Raw genomic sequence first — 16884 nt, 5'->3', positions numbered from 1 at the left:
GTCGAGGCCAGTCTGGCTGGCGTCCTACTCGTCGTCAGGGACGGAGTCTTCCGCCACCTCGGACATGGGGACGAACCTGCCCGGTGCCATCAGGTCGAGTGCTCCGTCGACCGGGGTCGGGTAGTGGAACGGTTTGTAGGGAACGCCGAAGTTGTTCGCCACATCCAGGGTCTCATGGAAGGTGTGGACTGGCGTCAGGCCCTGGTTGTACGTGCGCGCCCAATAGGCGAACAGCGCGTAGGCCACCGCAGTCTTCTCCTCGTCGGAGCCTCCGACCGTCTCGACGAGCTGCAGCATCCTCGCGGTGGTCATCGAGCGGCCGGCGGTGACGGGCGCCGACATCACCCGCGCGAGCAGAGTGTCCGGGTTGTTCTCCAGTCGGGTGCCGACGTTTCGCCGCCCCTTGGCCTTTGACGACTTGTCGATTTCGTTGACTCTGACACGCCGGAGCTTGTCCTCGCTGCGCTGCTGCTGCTGCGCCTTGAGGTAACCGACGAGCATTCCTGGGGCCGGCAGCTGCTGCCCCTCTGCCTCGCGGCCGTCCACCGTTTCCCGCGGAGTCTGGTTGTCGTTGAAGCTGAGTTGTCCAAAGCCCTCGGCCGTGAGCCTGACCTTGCGGGCCTCGATTCTGCGCTCCAGTTCGGCGATCTCCTGCTCCAGGGCCGCCTTTTTCTCGGGGGTCTCGGCCACCTTCGCTTCGTTTCGCAGGCGCCCGATCCTGTCATTGGCCGCCAACGATTTCTGGGCCGCGCGGATCGCGCGCCTCATCGCGAGGTCGAGCACGACCGCCTCGCGTTCCTCCGCGCCCACCTTCTTGGTGTTTCGATGGAGCCGGACGGTCGGAGGTCCGTCCGCGCGGAACTCCGACTGGTCCTCGTCGAGCATGATGGTTTCGAACGCCTTGTTGGGCGCGTCCGGCAACACCGGCTCGACATTGAGCTTCTCGTGAATCGTCGCCGCCATGGACCCGGCGCCCGACGAACTCCACCGCTCCATCAGGTCATGCAGGAAGGTGATCTGCTCGGTGATGACCTGCTTGTTCTCCGAGATGGCCGCGGGCGGCTCGCGCTTGTCGGTGGTCTTGAACGCGCTGAAGAGGTTGGTGACGGTCGTCTGCCAGGAGTAACTGCCGACCAGATGACGCTCGACCGGTTCAGCGAGCTTCCGGAAGGTCGAGACCTCCGCGCCCATGAACTGGTCGACCTTCTCCCTGACCGCTTCGAGCTGCGTCTTCACCCATTCGTCGTTGTTGACCACGTCGGCCAACTGGCCTTCGAACGCCATGTTCTTCTGGTATTGGGGGTGCGTTTCGTGTGCCAGGGCGAGCGCCAGCTCCTCGATGTTCTCGAACTCCTTCCACTCAGCCCGCTCGTCGATGCCCGTGGTCGAGGCGACCGCCGCCGTCCGCGCGCCGATCCATCGGGCGAGCGTCTTCTCAATCAAGCCTTGGTTGTCGACGGCATGCGTCTTCAGCCCCTTCCACACGGCGACATTCTTGGGGCTGAGTCCGTCCTCCGGCGTGGCCTCCTCTGGCAGCGCCTGAAGGTACTCCTTCACCTGGGCCAGGACCCTGTCGTAGTCGTTCATCGACAGGAGCCGCTTCATCATCGGGCCCGAGAACAGGTGGTACCAGGACGTGGGCTCCCTCCCCAGGATGACGGCGCGCTGCACCGTGCCGCCTGCCGATGCGACTCGCTGCAAGGGTTGCGAAGGGGCCGCCTGCCTGCTGGCGGCGGCACGCGCGCCCATGCGGTCCGCCTCCGCCTCCAGGGCGGAGTCGTCGTTCAAGGCGACGCCCTGGGTCTGACGTGTCGGCGAGACTCGCCCCTGCGCCTGCTGCACGACGTGCCACGCCTCGTGAGGCAGGTTGCGCTCCTGGCCAGGGGCCAGATGGATGTCGGTCCCCTGGGCGTAGGCCAAGGCCTGGAGCTGCGCGGGCTGAGAGGAGTTGTAGTGCACCTGGACATCGTCCAGGGACATGCCGGAGAGCGACTCGATGCCGGCCTTGAGGGTGTCGGGCAGGCCCGTGCGGTTCTCTTTGCGCTGCACGGGTGGGGGTGAGAGGGACCTCGCCAGCTTCGCCTGGGCGACGACGCGCGGACTCCGGTCGTACATCGACTGGAGTTGCATCAACGAGTCGACCCTCGGGCCTTGTGGCGGTGCGTGTCCCTCGGTGGTGCTGACGCTCACGCCGCTCCTGGCGGAGTGCTCACTCGCTTCGGTTGCCTCCCCGGCCTTCGACGCGAACGTTTTCAAGCAAGGCCTTCCGGCGGGTTGATGCGCGGCGAATCACCGCTTCATCAACGCCATCCCGACAGCTTCATGGGTGCCCTGCAGTGTGACTGCCCATGAAGGGCGCGGGAAGGAGCGAGGACGTCTCTCCCTTCCGGCTCGACCTCCCGGGGGAGATTCCTCCACCACGCGGCTCCCACTCGACGATGCTGCCACGGCCCATCCTCCCTGGGGGGCGCGAGGTGTACGCCCCCAGGCCCTGTCCCTCAGACCTGGTTGATCATGATGAGGTTTCCACAGGTGTCGTCGAAGATGGCACCCATGACGGGCCCCATCTGGATGGGCTTCTGCCGGAACACCACACCCAGCGCGCTCAGGCGCTCATAGTCCTTCTGGATGTCCGAGGACATGAGCGCCGTGGCGGGAATGCCGCCCTCGTGGAGAGCCTTCTGGTACGTCGTCGCCGCTGGATGCCCATTGGGCTCCAAGACGAGCTGGGTGCCATTGGGGTCCTCGGCGGAGACCACGGTGATCCACCGCGCACCTCCGGCGGGAACGTTCACCTTCTCCACGAAGCCCATCTTCTCCGTGTAGAACTTGAGCGCCTTCTCCTGGTCATCGACGAACAGACTGCAGAAAGGGATTCGCATCGTTTCCTCGGGAGTGGATTGCGCCGCCACGGGGAGTCCGGACGACGTTCAACCGCTTCGTTGAGCATAGCGGCGACGACGTGACAGTCAACCATCTGGTTGTGGGTGTGCGCGACGCGCTCTACTCAATCTCCGGTCTCCTTCGTGCGGGAGCGGACCTCGGAGGCGAACAGCTCGGCGGCGGGCGCGCGGGGCGCACCCTTGCGCCAGAGGAGGGCGGCCAGCTCGGAGCGGGGCGCGGGCGCCAGTCGCTTCACCACCAGTCGCTCCACGTCCGCGAGCCGGGGCTCGGGCAGCACCGTGACAGCCAGTCCCGCGCGGACGATGGCGAGCACCGTGGCGACCGCGTTCGATTCGAGCGCGATGCGCGGAGACAGCCGTAGCGTGGCGAAGTACGCATCCACGCGTGAGCGCACGCGAAGCCCCGGGGAGAGCAGGGCGAACGGCTCGCTCGCGAGCTGCCGGGCCCCCACCGACTCCGCCGACGCGAGCGCATGTCCCCGCGACACGACGAGCGCCAGCCGGCTGTCGAACACCGGCTCGGTGTCCAGGTCCGGCGAGCGCGCGGGCGCATAACCCAGCCCCACGTCCAGCTTGCCGTCCGCCAGCCGCCGCTCCAGCCGCCGCACCACTGCCTCCTCCGCGCTCAACACGAGCCCAGGATGGCGACGCAGCACCGAGGCCAGCGCCGGCACCACGAGGCCGCGCATGCTCGGCGGATAGCCCACGCGCAGCGAGCCTTTGGCCAACCCCCGCAGCGCGCCCACCGCCATCCGCCCCGCGTCCACGTCCTCGAGTGCCCGCGAGGCATAGGTGCGAAAGAGTTCTCCCGCCTGTGTCAGCCGCACCCCCGTCCTGGCCCGCTCGAAGAGCGGCGTCCCCAGCTCCTCCTCGAGCTGGCGGATCTGCTGGGACAGCGTGGGCTGGGAGACGTGGACCCGCCGCGCGGCACGGCCGAAGTGCAGCGTGTCGGCGACGGCGGTGAAGTAGCGCAGGTGCCGGAGCTCCATGAGTGCATCATAGATGCGGCCTATCGACTCCATGCGAACAAACGAATGTACGAATCGAGCCCGGGCCGTAGAACTTCCCTTGTCACGGAAGGAAGGACTGCGATGAAGGCCTCGGACCTGTTCGTCAAAGCACTCGAAGCGGAGGGCGTGCGCTGCGTCTTCGGACTCCCCGGAGAGGAGAACCTGGACCTGCTGGAGTCGATGCGCGCCTCCGGCCTGCGGCTGGTCGTCACCCGTCATGAGCAGGCGGCCGGCTTCATGGCGGCGACCTGGGGGCGGCTGACGGGGCGCGCGGGCGTGTGCCTGGCGACGCTGGGGCCGGGCGCCACCAACCTCGTCACCCCCGCCGCGTACGCGCAGCTCGGCGCCATGCCCATGGTGATGCTCACCGGCCAGAAGCCCATCAAGGCGAGCAAGCAGGGCCACTTCCAGATTGTCGACGTGGTGGGGATGATGCGTCCGCTCACCAAGCAGACGCGCACGCTCGTCTCCGCGGAGCACATCCCTTCGGCGGTCCGCGAGGCCTTCCGGCGCGCGGAGGAGGAGCGGCCCGGTGCCACGCATCTGGAGCTGCCCGAGGACGTGGCGCGTGACTCCACCGAGGCCGCGCTCCTGGCCCCCAGCTCCTGGCGGCGGCCCGTGGCGGATGAGGGCTCCATCGCCCAGGCCGTGGAGACCATCGCCTCCGCGAAGCGCCCCTTGTTGATGATTGGCGCGGGCGCCAACCGGAAGCTCACGTCGGAGATGCTCCGCGTCCTCGTGGACCGGGTGGGCATTCCCTTCTCCAGCACGCAGATGGGCAAGGGCGTCGTCGACGAGTCCCACCCGCTGTGGATGGGCACCGCCGCGCTGTCCGACGGCGACTTCGTCCACCGCGCCATCGAAGCCTCCGATTGCATCATCAACGTGGGCCACGACGTCATCGAGAAGCCGCCCTTCGTCATGCGCGACAGCCGCCGCGCCGTCGTCCACCTCAACTTCTCCTCGGCGGAGGTCGACCCGGTCTACTTCCCGAAGCTGGAGGTGACGGGCGACATCGCCAACGCCGTGTGGCGCATCGCGGAGGGGCTGGGCTCGCGCACGAACTGGGACTTCGCGCCGTTCGACAAGGCTCGGGCCGGACTGGAGGCTCAGCTCGCGCGAGGCTTCGCGGATGACCGCTTCCCCATCTACCCCGCGCGGCTGGTGGCCGAGGTGCGCCGCGCGCTGCCGGATGACGGAGTCGTCTGCCTGGACAACGGCATGTACAAGCTGTGGTTCGCCCGCTACTACCGCACGAAGCGGCCCAACACGCTGCTGCTCGACAACGCGCTGGCGACGATGGGCGCGGGGCTGCCGTCCGCGATTGCCGCCAAGCTCGTGAACCCTCGGCGCAAGGTGGTCGCCGTCTGCGGCGACGGTGGGTTCATGATGAACTCGCAGGAACTGGAGACGGCGGTGCGCCTGGGCCTGGACCTGGTCGTCATCGTCGTGCGCGACGATGGTTACGGAATGATTCGCTGGAAGCAGGGGGAGATGGGCCTGCCGGACTTCGGCATGGCCCTGGGCAACCCCGACTTCGTCCGCTACGCAGAGGCCTATGGCGCTCACGGCCACCGGCCCACGAGCGCGGCGGAGTTCGGCACCACCCTGGCGCGCAGCCTCGAGGCGGGCGGCGTGCACGTCATCGACCTGCCCATCGATTACTCGGACAACACCCGCGCGCTCGGCGTCGGGGACAAGGAACTCGAGGTGCTCCATGTTGGCTGAACGCTACCCGTACTATCTGGCCAACCGGCCGCGCCGCCCCTCCGCGGAGCTGCCCGTCATCGACAAGTACTCCGGGGAGGTGGTGACGCGCGTCGCGCTCGCGGACGCCGCCGCCGTGGAGGAGGCCATCGCCTGGGCGGTGCGCGCCGCCGAGCCCATGCGCAAGCTGCCGGCCCACGCGCGCCAGTCAATCCTGGAGCACTGCGTGCGCCGCTTCCAGGAGCGCGCGGAGGAGCTGGCCCAGGTGCTCTGCATCGAGGCGGGCAAGCCCCTGCGCGACGCCCGGGGAGAAGTCACGCGCCTCATCGAGACCTTCAAGGCCGCCGCCGAGGAGGCGGTGCGCGGTGGGGGCGAAGTGCTCGACCTGGAGGTGTCGCCGCGCGCGGAGGGCTACCGGGGCTTCACCCGTCGCGTTCCAGTAGGACCCGTGTCCCTCATCACTCCCTTCAACTTCCCGCTCAACCTGGTGGCCCACAAGGTCGCCCCCGCCATCGCCGCGGGGTGCCCCTTCATCCTCAAGCCGTCGGACCGCACGCCCGTGAGCGCGATGCTGCTCGCGGAGGTGCTCGCGGAGACGGCCCTGCCCGAAGGCGCTTTCTCCGTCATCACTCCCTCGCTCGCGGACATCGGCCCGCTCATCGAGGACGAGCGGCTCAAGCTCCTGTCGTTCACCGGCTCGGAGAAAGTGGGCTGGGACCTCAAGGCCCGCGCCGGGCGCAAGAAGGTGGTGCTGGAGCTGGGTGGCAACGCGGCCTGTGTCGTGGACCGCGAGCCCGGCGCCTCGTTGGAAGTCATCGCCGACCGGGTGGCGCACGGAGCCTTCTTCCAGTCGGGGCAGAGCTGCATCTCCGTGCAGCGCGTGCTCGTGCACGTGTCGCACTACGACGCGCTCAAGGCGCTGCTCGTCGCGCGGGCCCGGGCGTTGCGCGCGGGCAATCCCCGGGACGAGGCGACGACGCTCGGCCCCATGATTGACGAGCCCGCGGCGCGGCGGCTCGAAGGCTGGATTCAGAGCGCGGTGGCGCGGGGGGCGCGTGTGCTCACGGGCGGTGGTCGCAAGGGCGCGCTGCTGGAGGCCACGGTGGTGGAGAACGTGCCCGCCGACGAACCGCTCTGCGCGGAGGAGGCCTTCGGGCCGGTGGTGCTGCTCCAGCCCTTCACGTCCTTCACCGACGCCCTGCGGACGGTGAACGAGGGCCGCTACGGCTTGCAGGCGGGCCTCTTCACCAATGACCTGTCGCGCGCGATGCGGGCGTGGGACGAGCTGGAGGTCGGCGGTGTCGTGGTGGGCGACGTGCCGAGCTTCCGCGTCGACACCATGCCCTACGGCGGCGTGAAGGGCTCGGGGCTGGGACGCGAGGGCGTGAAGTACGCCATCGAGGACATGACCGAGCCGAGGCTGCTCGTGCTGCGTCAGCGGGCGTCAGCGGACGACTGAGCTTCAAGGAACAACGACGGTTCGACAGTCGGAGCCATCGCCTGTACGTCGAGGGCCTCTCTCGAAAGGGCCCTCCATGTTCAGGTCGCTGCTCACCCTCGTGGTCCTCGCGCTGTCGTCTCCGTCCGTCGCCGCCTCTCCGAACGCGGATGAGAAGGCCGTGCTCGATGGGCTCCATGCCGCGTGCGAGGCCTTCCGGAAGGGCGACGTCGCCTTCCTGGAGGGCTTCCTCGCGGACGGCTTCACCCAGATGGACTCGGCGGGGAACGTGACGGACCGCGCGGCCACGCTGGCCGAGGTCCGCGCGAAGGAGCCTCGCTACGAGGTCTTCCGCAACCACGACATGAAGGTCCGCCTCTATGGCGACGCCGCCGTGGTGATTGGCGTCACCTCCGTGAAGGGCGTCTCCGGTGGCTCGCCCTTCGAGGCGGACTTCCGCTTCACCGACACGCTCATCAAGCGCGAGGGCCGCTGGCGGATTGCCGCGAGCCACATCTCACGGCTCCCCAAGGCCCCGCCGCCCGCGACGACCGACAAGAAGTAGCGCACCGCCGTCGACGCTTCGTGTCCCGTGAGGGCTCGCACGGCCGCTCGCCGTGTGCTGCCCGCGACGCCTGCACGCCGCAGGGCGTCCAGGCCCGGAGAAGTTGCTGGACCCCATCCCCTCATACCGCTAGTACATTTGACCTCAAACTTTCACCCGAGGGTGGAGGCATTCGCGAGGGCACACCGTCCGGTGCGCTCCCGCTCGCACGCGTCCCGCCAAGAGAGGTCCGAGAGACATGGTCCGTTCAAGCTCCCTGCTGTCGCTGCTGTCCGCCCTGCCCGCGGAGGCCTCCGGGGTAGCGGGGACGGCGCCTCCGTTGCCCGTGCCGGTGCCGGAGGGCTCCTGGGGCGGACTGGAGCTGTGGCAGTGGGCGGGCCTGGGCGTGCTGGTGGCCGGGGCGTGGCTGTTGGGGCGGGGCGTGGAGTGGCTGGTGATGCGGTTGGTGGACCGGGCCACGGCCATGACGAAGTCGGGCTGGGATGATCAGCTCGCGGCGTCGGCGCGAGGGCCGGTGCGCTACCTGCTCTTCGTCGTGCTGGTGGCCTCGGGGCTGTGGGCGCTGAAGCTGCCGCCCGTGGCGAAGGCCGGCGTGGAGCTGGTGGCCCGCTCGGTCGGACTGGCCGCGGTGGGCTGGTTCCTCTTGCGCTTCGTGAAGCTGGCCGCGGGCTTCGTCGAGCAGACGGTGGTGCGCGAGGAGAAGGGCGGCAACGTGGCCCGCGCGCGCGGGCTGCGCACGCAGCTGTCGGTCCTGCGCCGGGTGATTGAAGTGGCGGTGGTGCTCATCGTCGCGTCGCTGTTGCTGCTCCAGTTCGAGGCGGTCCGCAACGTGGGCGTGTCGCTGCTGGCCTCCGCGGGCATCGCCGGCCTCTTCATCGGCCTGGCGGCGCAGAAGTCCATCTCCACGCTGCTCGCCGGCATCCAGCTCTCCATCACCCAGCCCATCCGCATCGGCGACACCGTCATCGTGGAGAACGAGTGGGGGTGGGTGGAGGAGATCACCCTCACCTATGTCGTCGTGAAGGTGTGGGATTTGCGCCGGCTGGTCATTCCCATGGGCCACTTCCTGGAGAAGCCCTTCCAGAACTGGAGCAAGGTGTCGCCGGACATCATGGGCACCGCGGAGCTGTACGTGGACTTCCGCACGGACGTGCCCGCGGTGCGCGCCGAGCTCAAGCGCGTGCTGGAGCAGGAGTCCAACGGCCTCTGGGACGGCAAGGTGCAGAACCTCATGGTGACGGACCTGTCCGAGCGCACCATGAAGCTGCGCGCCCTCATCAGCGCGTCGGACTCCGGCAAGGCCTTCGAGCTGCGGTGCATCGTCCGCGAGAAGCTGATGGCCTTCCTGCGCACCCAGACGCACGGCCTGCCCATGGTGCGCACAGAGGCCAGCCTCGCCGAGTCCGACTCGCCCATGGGCGCGGTCCGCCCGGGCCTGGCCGCCCTGGCCGCGCAGACCCGGGACTGAGGGCCGCCACCTCGGTAGGGGCCTTTGTGGGTCCAGGAGGGTGACGCAACAGGACAGACCGGCTCTGTTGACCCGTGAACGCTCTTTTCTCGTCCCCGAGGGAGGTAGCAGTTGCGGGGATTCACTGGAAAAGCGGAAAGTGCCGGTCCGTCTCCGTCGATGCGCGCGGGTTGGTGTTGCGCGCGTCCTGGGGACCACACGCGGAGGCCGCGCGATGCGGCCGCCCGCGGTGATCCGCGACGCACCATCCATTCCACCGAGGAGCGCTGCCATGAAGCGGTTGATTCCGTTTGCCCTGTTATTGCTGAGCCCCACCGCGGCCTTCGCCGAGGCCGAGGACAAAGAGCTGTGGATTTCGCTGGGCTCCGACGCCCTGGCGCCCCTTTCGGAGGCCTTCGTGCGCGAAGGCTGGACCGTGCCCGCACCCTCGCTGTCGAAGGAGGACGCGGTGGTGATTCCGGTGCGCGAGTCGCAGCTGCAGCGCATCGCCGAAATCATGCACGACCAGTTCAACCGCTGTGCGGGCTTCGTGACGTTCGAGAGCCGTGACGAGGCGGAGCAGTCGCTGGTCCCGGAGAAGGACACGGGCACGCGAGGCCTCATCACCTACACCATCGACAACACCGCCACGACCAACTGCCTCGTCAACCAGGTGGCGGAGGCGAACATCCGCAGCACCATCAACTCGCTGGCCGCGTACACCACGCGCTACTACACGTCGACGACGGGCGTGAGCGCGGCGAACTGGCTGCGCAGCCGCTGGGCGACGATTGCCGCCGGCCGCACGGACATCACCGCGGAGCTGTTCACGCACGCGGCCTGGGCGCAGCCCTCCGTCATCCTCACCATCCGGGGCACCACGCTGCCCAACGAAGTCGTCGTGGTGGGTGGTCACCTGGACTCCATCTCCTCCGGCAGCACGGCGCCGGGCGCGGATGACAACGCCTCCGGCATCGCCTCCTTCACGGAGGTCATCCGGGCGGCGGTGGCGTGCAACTACCGTCCCCAGCGCACGGTGAAGTTCATGGGCTACGCGGCCGAGGAAGTCGGCCTGCGCGGCTCCAAGGAGATCGCCGCGTACCACAAGAACAACGCCATCAACGTGGTGGGCGTGCTCCAACTGGACATGACCAACTACCGGGGCACGTCGGCCGACGTGGGCATCGTCACCGACTACACCAACGCCGCGCAGAACACGTTCCTGCGCAACCTCCTCGCCACGTACTTCAACACGACCATCTCCCACGTGAACACCACGTGCGGTTATGCGTGCTCGGACCACGCGTCGTGGACGAACGCGGGCTTCGCGGCCTCCATCCCTCATGAGGCCGTCGTCAGCCAGGGCAACCCCTACATCCACACGACGGGCGACACCATCGCGAAGTCCGGCAGCACGGCCAACCACGCGCTCAAGTTCTCCCGGCTCGCCGCGGCCTACGTGTCGGAGCTGGCCAAGGGCACGTCGAACTAGCACCTGAATCGGGCCCCCCGTTCCGCCGCGCCGCTCGCCTTGGAGGCGCGGCGGGACGTGGGGGCCGCAGTCGTCTGTCGTCGCACGTGTGCGGTCGAACCGGTACGCTTCTCCGCCATGGCTTACTCGGCGGAAATCAGCCGCACCGAACCCGCGTGCATCCTCCTCTTGATTGACCAGTCCGGGTCCGACGTGGAGGCGACCGAGAAGTCGTGAAGCAGGGGTGTGGTTGTCACCTGTAGGTCAACGTGGTGGACTTCGACCACTAGGGATCCTCCCGGCAGGGCGCCGCGTATGACCTCGGTGCCTTCGTCGCGGGTGCGGCGTCCACCTCGGGGCCGAGCTTCCTGGAGGATGATGATGGCAAGGTGGTTCGTGCCGCGTGGCTGTGTCGGAGTCGTGGTGCTGTCTTGCCTCTCGCTGGGCACCGCCCTGGCGGCGGCCCCGGCCGCTGGAGGTCCGAAGCGCGAGGCACTCCGCGCCGTCGTCGACTCGCTGGCGGCGGAGGCCGCGCGCCTGGCGCCGGGCTCGGACGTCGCCATCGCGGTGAAGGACCTGCGCACCGGCGAGTACGCGGGGTCCAACGACACGGTGCCGCACATCTCCGCCAGCTCGGCCAAGGTGTTCTGGGTCGCGGCGGCGCTGAAGAAGGCCGAGGCGTCGAAGGTGGCGCCGCTGGCGGAGAAGGTCTTCCGCACCTCCGACAACGAGGCCTCGGGCGCGCTCATCGACCTGGTGGGCGGACCGGACGCCATCAATGACTACCTGCGCTCGCTGGACGTGAAGAACACCGCGCTGACGAAGTGGAACTACGGCAAGCCGCGCCGCGCGACGAACTCGCCCCAAGCCATGGGGAACGACAACTACCTCTGCGCGGCGGATGCGGTGTCCTTCCTCCATCGCCTGAATGGCGGCGAGCTGCTGAAGCCCAAGCCCACCTCGCGCATGCTCGCGTGGATGGAGCTGACGCCTCGCGCGGGCTGCGGCGGTTGGCTGGGGACGTTGCTGCCGGCGAAGGCTCGGGCGTCAATGCGGCACAAGGGGGGCTGGTTGCCTCCAGGGTGCTGTTCGGATGACTCGCGCTACAACGTGCTGAACGAGGTGGGGCTGGTGCGGCTGCCGGACGGTGGGCACTACGCGGTGGCCATCCTCGCGGCGCGCGGGCCGGACTGGCCCCGTCAGGCGTTCTTCGTCGAGCGGGCCTCGTGTGTGCTCTATCGCACGCTGTCGGGTGAGGCCTCGCTGGACTGTGGGGAGTCGCTCGCGAAGCAGGGCGGACCCGCGCCCGTGCCCGTCGACGAGGGCGGCACGCCTCCGGACTACGACTGTTGAGGGCGGCGGGGCGGATGTCGCCCGTTCTTCCTCCCACCCACGCTAGATTGCGGCGGGAATCGGCGTGGGAGGACTGTCATGGGCTTTGGCTGCTGCCACTACCAGTCGGTGGGGGAGGGGTGTGACTCCGCCTTCACGATGGATGCGTCGCGAGTCACCTTCGGCCGAGGGTGTCTGGAGGAGGTGGGCGAGCGGGCCCGGGCGCTCGGCATGAGGCGCGTGGCGCTGTTCTCGGATGCGGGCGTGGCCAGACTGCCTCACTTCGAGAAGGTGCGCGCCTCGCTGGTCGCCGCCGGACTCGAGGTGGGGGTCTTCACCGACGTGCGCGTCGAGCCCACGGACCGCTCCTTCCTGGAGGCGGTGCGGTTCGCCGCGGACCTGCGGCCGGATGGCTACGTGTCGCTCGGTGGCGGCTCCGTCATCGACACGTGCAAGGCCGCGAACCTCTATGCGACGTGGCCCTCCGACTTCCTGACCTATGTGAATGCGCCCGTGGGAGACGGCCGGCCGGTGCCCGGGCCGCTCAAGCCGCACATCGCCTGCCCCACGACGTCGGGGACGGGCAGCGAGGTGACGGGCATCACCATCTTCGACCTGCTCTCCCTGGGGGCGAAGACGGGCATCGCCTCGCACGCGCTGCGTCCCACCGAGGCGCTGGTGGACCCGGACTGCACCGCGACGCTGCCGGGCGAGGTGGTGGCCGCCAGCGGATTGGACGTGCTCTCCCATGCGCTGGAGTCCTATACGGCGCGGCCGTACACGCGACGCCCCGCGCCTCCGCGCCCCAGCCTGCGGCCGATGAGCCAGGGGGCCAACCCATGGAGTGACCTGGGGTGTCGCGAGGCCCTGCGGTTGATGGGGTTGTACCTGGAGCGCGGCGTGAAGGACGCGGGAGACCACGAGGCGCGCGAGCAGTTGATGTGGGCGGCGACGCTGGCCGGCATCGCGTTCGGCAACGCCGGAGTGCATGCGCCGCACGGTATGGCGTACGCGGTGGCGGGGCTGGTGCGCGAGTTCAGGCCCACGGGGTATCCCCAGGACGAGCCCCTCGTGCCCCATGGAATGGCGGTCATCCTCAATGCGCCGGCGGTGTTCCGCTACACGGCAGAGGAGAGCCCGGAGCGACACCTGGAGGCCGCGACGTGGCTGGGGGCGGATGCTCGCGGCGCGGGGCCGAAGGACGCGGGCGAAGTGCTCGCGGACAAGCTCATCCGCATCATGCGCGCGGTGGGGATGCCGAACGGACTGGGCGGAGTCGGGTACACCGAAGCGGACGTGGCGGCGCTCACGGAGGGGGCCTTTCCCCAGCAGCGACTGTTGCAGAATGCTCCGCGTGAGATGACCCGGCCGGTGCTGGGTGGACTGTTCCAGCAAGCGCTGGGCTACTGGTAGCCGTGGGGAGGCTGCAGCCGTGAGTGAGGTCGAGACCGCTGAGCGCTATCGCTACTTCCTGCCCATCACCACGCGGTGGATGGACAACGACGTCTACGGCCACATCAACAACGTCACGTATTACAGCTACTTCGACACGGTGGCGAACCACTTCCTCATCCACGAGGGAGGGCTGGACATCCACGGCAGCTCCGTCATCGGGCTGGTGGTCGAGTCGAAGTGCCACTACCGCGCGCCGCTCGCCTATCCGGACGTGCTGAGGGCGGGGTTGCGCGTGGACAAGCTGGGTACGCGCTCGGTGACGTATGGGATTGGCATCTTCAAGGAAGGGGCGTCGGAAGCGGCGGCCCATGGGCACTTCGTGCACGTCTTCGTGGATCGCCAGACGCGCAAGTCCACGGCGATTCCCGAACGACTGCGCGAGGCGCTTTCGCGGCTGACCCTGACGATTTAGGACCATGGCCATGGACTCGTCCTCCCTCGACCACCTGATCAAGACGCATCCCTGGGGACTCCCGCTCCTGATCCTGCTGGGGTTCGTGTCGGTCCTGGCCATCGGCTCGCGGGTGAGTGGTTGGCATGGCCTTGCGCGTCAGTACCGCGCGGAGGGTGCGAAGCCGCGCCAGCTGAAGAACTTCGTTTGGGGACAGGTCGGCTGGATGCAGTTTCGAAACTGTCTTGCCGTCGGCGGCGATGAGCGAGGTCTCTATCTGGTGCCGAATCTCATCTTCCGACTCTTCCATCCTCCGCTGCTCATCCCGTGGTCGGAGGTTCAGGGACGGGAGCGCAAGAGTGTCTTCTTCATGAAGACCGACACGTTCTCGGTGGGCGACCGCTCCGTCCGGATTCGGCTCCTCGCCTCCGAGATGGAAGCCTTTGACTCCTATCTGCCTCCCGTGAACTGATGGAAACGCTCACCATTACCTTCGATGCCCAGCACCAGCCGACAGGCGAGGTGGGAGCCCTGAAGTGTGGCCTCTGTGGAGAGGCCGCGCGGGGCCGGATGCTGGAGAAGGGTGGGATGCTGGACCGGAGCTTCGGCTGGGATTGCCCGTGCGGCGCGCTGGGGCTCCATGCGCCGCTGTATGACCTGGATGAGCTGTACACCGACTTGCTCGAGGTCTGGGGCTTGAAGCCTCGCGAGCCGGACCTCTCGCCGCCGACGCCGGTGGGAGAGTCCGGGATGCTGTCCGCATTGTATGTGGATGGGCCCGCGCTGCTTCGGAGCTTGTTCGCGGAGGCACGGAGCCAGGGCGCCCAGGTGGCCGCCACCGAGGCGATGGTCCGGCTCGTGGTGCCTGATTTCTCGCCCCCGGCGTCCATCTGGGATGTGCTCTGGGCGCGCGCCCCTCGTCCGATGGAGTGACTTCGATGGAGCCCCAATCCATGGACGGGCTCGGCCGATACCTGCCGCTCCCGCGCTGAGCCTCTCCTCTTCAAGAGGCTCAGCCCTCTCAAATGTTTCAGGCGTCCCGCGCCGCATGCACCGGAGGCCGGCGCACGGACCACGGACGCGCCTCCTCGAGCTGTCCCGCGAGCCGGAACAACGTGGCCTCGTCCGCGAAGCGGCTCACGAACTGGACGCCGATGGGCAGCTCCTGCGCGTTCCAATGCAGGGGCACGGACATCGCCGGCTGTCCCGTCACGTTGTAGAGCGCGGTGAAGGGAATCAGGGAGAACACGAACCGGTACCACTCGCCCGCGCTCCTGGGCTTGTTGGAGTCCATCTCCCCGAGCGCGTAGGGCGGCCCCGCCGTCGTGGGCGTCAGCAGCAGGTCATGGTCCACGTAGAACGTGCCCACGGCGCGGCTGACCTGGTTGAACACCGCGAGCGCCGCCTGGAGGTCCGTCGCCTTTAGCGTGCGACCATGCTGCACCGCCGCCCACGTGGAGGCCTCCAGCGTGTCCGGGCCCGCCGTCCGCCCCAGCCCCGTGCTCAGCATCTCCACCAGGGACGCATTGGAGGCGGACCAGACCGTCACCAGGGCCTCCAGCAGGGCCTCGTTGTCATAGGCAGGCTCCGCCTCGACGATGTCGTGCCCCAGTGAGGCGCACAGCTTCGCCACATCTTCCACCGCCGCGACGTTGTCCGGACTCACGGGCACACCGGAGGCAGCCTTCCGGCAGATGGCGATGCGCAGCTTCCCCGGCCCCCGTCGGACCTCCTCCAGGTAGGGCCGCTCCGGCGGCGGCGCGTAGTGCGGGTCGCCTACCGCGGGCCCTTGCGTGGCATCCAGCATGGCCGCGCTGTCGCGGACCGAGCGCGTCACGACGTGCTCCACGCCCAGGCCGTTGATGGCCTCCGCCGCGCCGGGCCCGATGGAGTTTCGCCCCCGCGTGGGCTTCAGCCCGAAGACGCCACAGAGCGCCGCGGGAATGCGCAGGGAGCCGCCGCCGTCATTGCCATGGGCCACTGGAACGATGCCCGCCGCCACCGCCGCCGCGGAGCCACCGCTGGAGCCACCTGGGCTGCGTCCCAAATCCCAGGGATTGCGAGTGGGGCCGTGCAGCACGGGCTCCGTCGTCGCGTTGTTGCCGAACTCCGGCGTGTTCGTCCGGCCCAGCAACACCACGCCCGTGCGGCGGAAGCGCTCCATCAAGAAGGAGTCGAGGGGCAGCATCAGCCCCTTCGCCAGCCGGCTCCCCAGGTCCGTCGGGACGCCCGCCGCATGCAGCGCCAGGTCCTTGATGAGGAACGGCACCCCCGTGAAGGGCCCTTGCGGAAGCCCCTGCTGCACGGCGTTCTTCGCGTCCGCTTCCCGGACATCGATGACCGCGTTCAGCTTCGGATTGACGCGGGCGATGGCGTCGAGCGCCGCCTGCGTCAGCTCCGCCGGCGTCACTTCCTTGCGACGCACCAGCTCCGCCAGCCCCATCGCGTCGTATCGCGTGTAGTCGTCCAGGTGCATAAGCCCTCGTGGCGCACCGGACGGCGGATTGCGTCCCAGGTGCGGCGCGCGAGGATACCGCCAGGCCTCGGGCCGCCGCGATGACGGCCCAAGGAACACTCCGTCTTCAGTACCGACAGGCGCGGGTTTCGCAGTAGCCCTGTTGCCCCTTGCACACGCAGTCGGCATCGTCGCTGCACCGCGTCAGCGGGCACGTCGGACCGCCGCCGCCACCACCGCCAGGCAGGGTGTAGCGACACCCATTGCTGATGCAGCTCACGCTGCTCGCGCCGGGACACGCGGCCCAGCACTCGCTCACCGTCGAGCACCGGACCGCGACACAGACGAGGCTGGCCGCGTCCTGGGGCTCGCTCGTCTCCGCGCGGAGCTCCTCGCTGGACTCGGTCGGAGCAGCTTCGGTGGCGGCCGGCTCGGCGGAGACGGCCGTGGTGAACGACAAGAAGAGGGCGAGGCTCCACGGGAGGACACGACGCAGGGACATGACGGCTCCATCGAGGCTCCGGCCGTCCTCGCGCCAGTGCGGAACGCCGTGAGCTCCGACAATCGTATCAGTGTAACTCTGGTATCGCGGGTGAGCCCCCGACCTACCTGAAAGCGCTGTCTCAGAGTGGACGTGGATTACTCGATATGCCTGTCGTGCGGGGAGTATCCTCCCCCGGGCGAAGGCGGAGCCGTCCGCCCGTACATCC

General features: G+C 68.7%; 15 protein-coding genes. 10 read left to right on the top strand and 5 right to left on the bottom strand.

The window, feature by feature from the left end; all coding sequences use genetic code 11:
* Nucleotides 1-24: 24 nt before the first annotated feature.
* From ACN469_RS42345 to ACN469_RS42335, 3 genes are all read right to left on the bottom strand, one after another.
* Nucleotides 25-1980 (bottom strand): eCIS core domain-containing protein, encoded by a 1956-nt coding sequence (locus tag ACN469_RS42345; RefSeq protein ID WP_498777978.1) that lies wholly within the window; start codon nt 1978-1980, stop codon nt 25-27.
* A gap of 518 nt (nt 1981-2498) precedes the next feature.
* The gene (locus tag ACN469_RS42340; protein ID WP_498777890.1) at nt 2499-2882 is read right to left on the bottom strand and encodes a VOC family protein; all 384 of its coding nucleotides are present in this window, start codon (nt 2880-2882) and stop codon (nt 2499-2501) included.
* 125 nt (nt 2883-3007) lie between these two features.
* Nucleotides 3008-3892, bottom strand: a complete 885-nt coding sequence (locus tag ACN469_RS42335) for a LysR substrate-binding domain-containing protein (RefSeq protein ID WP_498777889.1) — start codon at nt 3890-3892, stop codon at nt 3008-3010.
* Nucleotides 3893-3994: 102 nt separating this feature from the next.
* Here ACN469_RS42335 and ACN469_RS42330 point away from each other — a divergent pair, with 102 nt between their 5' ends.
* The 10 genes from ACN469_RS42330 to ACN469_RS42285 all read left to right on the top strand — a co-directional run bounded on the left by ACN469_RS42330 (nt 3995) and on the right by ACN469_RS42285 (nt 14652).
* Nucleotides 3995-5641: an acetolactate synthase large subunit gene (locus tag ACN469_RS42330; protein WP_498777887.1), complete on the top strand. Its 1647-nt coding sequence runs from the start codon at nt 3995-3997 to the stop codon at nt 5639-5641.
* The gene (locus ACN469_RS42325; RefSeq protein ID WP_498777885.1) at nt 5631-7079 is read left to right on the top strand and encodes an aldehyde dehydrogenase family protein; all 1449 of its coding nucleotides are present in this window, start codon (nt 5631-5633) and stop codon (nt 7077-7079) included. The genes ACN469_RS42330 and ACN469_RS42325 overlap by 11 nt, the downstream gene beginning before the upstream one ends.
* Before the next feature lie 76 nt (nt 7080-7155).
* On the top strand, nt 7156-7623 hold the full coding sequence (locus tag ACN469_RS42320) for a nuclear transport factor 2 family protein (protein WP_498777883.1): 468 nt from the start codon (nt 7156-7158) through the stop codon (nt 7621-7623).
* 238 nt (nt 7624-7861) lie between these two features.
* Nucleotides 7862-9091 carry a mechanosensitive ion channel family protein gene (locus ACN469_RS42315; RefSeq protein ID WP_498777881.1) on the top strand — a complete coding sequence of 410 codons (1230 nt, stop codon included), beginning with the start codon at nt 7862-7864 and terminating at the stop codon, nt 9089-9091.
* Between the two features lie 271 nt (nt 9092-9362).
* On the top strand, nt 9363-10562 hold the full coding sequence (locus tag ACN469_RS42310) for a M20/M25/M40 family metallo-hydrolase (RefSeq protein WP_498777879.1): 1200 nt from the start codon (nt 9363-9365) through the stop codon (nt 10560-10562).
* A 360-nt stretch (nt 10563-10922) separates the two neighbouring features.
* A complete protein-coding gene (locus ACN469_RS42305) occupies nt 10923-11894 on the top strand; it encodes a serine hydrolase (RefSeq protein ID WP_498777878.1) in 972 nt (323 codons plus the stop codon).
* Nucleotides 11895-11972: 78 nt separating this feature from the next.
* Nucleotides 11973-13286, top strand: a complete 1314-nt coding sequence (locus ACN469_RS42300) for a hydroxyacid-oxoacid transhydrogenase (RefSeq protein WP_498777876.1) — start codon at nt 11973-11975, stop codon at nt 13284-13286.
* 19 nt (nt 13287-13305) lie between these two features.
* Nucleotides 13306-13740, top strand: coding sequence for an acyl-CoA thioesterase (locus ACN469_RS42295; RefSeq protein WP_498777874.1), 435 nt, complete (start codon nt 13306-13308; stop codon nt 13738-13740).
* Between the two features lie 10 nt (nt 13741-13750).
* On the top strand, nt 13751-14191 hold the full coding sequence (locus tag ACN469_RS42290) for a hypothetical protein (protein ID WP_498777873.1): 441 nt from the start codon (nt 13751-13753) through the stop codon (nt 14189-14191).
* On the top strand, nt 14191-14652 hold the full coding sequence (locus tag ACN469_RS42285) for a hypothetical protein (RefSeq protein WP_498777871.1): 462 nt from the start codon (nt 14191-14193) through the stop codon (nt 14650-14652). Before ACN469_RS42290 ends, ACN469_RS42285 begins: the two co-directional genes overlap by 1 nt.
* 97 nt (nt 14653-14749) lie before the next feature.
* On the opposite strand, the gene ACN469_RS42280 is transcribed toward ACN469_RS42285, so the two are convergent.
* Nucleotides 14750-16195, bottom strand: coding sequence for an amidase (locus tag ACN469_RS42280; RefSeq protein WP_498777869.1), 1446 nt, complete (start codon nt 16193-16195; stop codon nt 14750-14752).
* Nucleotides 16196-16301: 106 nt separating this feature from the next.
* The gene (locus ACN469_RS42275) at nt 16302-16676 is read right to left on the bottom strand and encodes a hypothetical protein (protein WP_498777867.1); all 375 of its coding nucleotides are present in this window, start codon (nt 16674-16676) and stop codon (nt 16302-16304) included.
* Between the last annotated feature and the right edge of the window lie 208 nt (nt 16677-16884).

Source organism: Corallococcus terminator (genome assembly GCF_049194865.1).
GTDB classification, from domain to species: domain Bacteria; phylum Myxococcota; class Myxococcia; order Myxococcales; family Myxococcaceae; genus Myxococcus; species Myxococcus terminator_A.
This window is presented reverse-complemented; position numbering and strand designations above follow the sequence as displayed.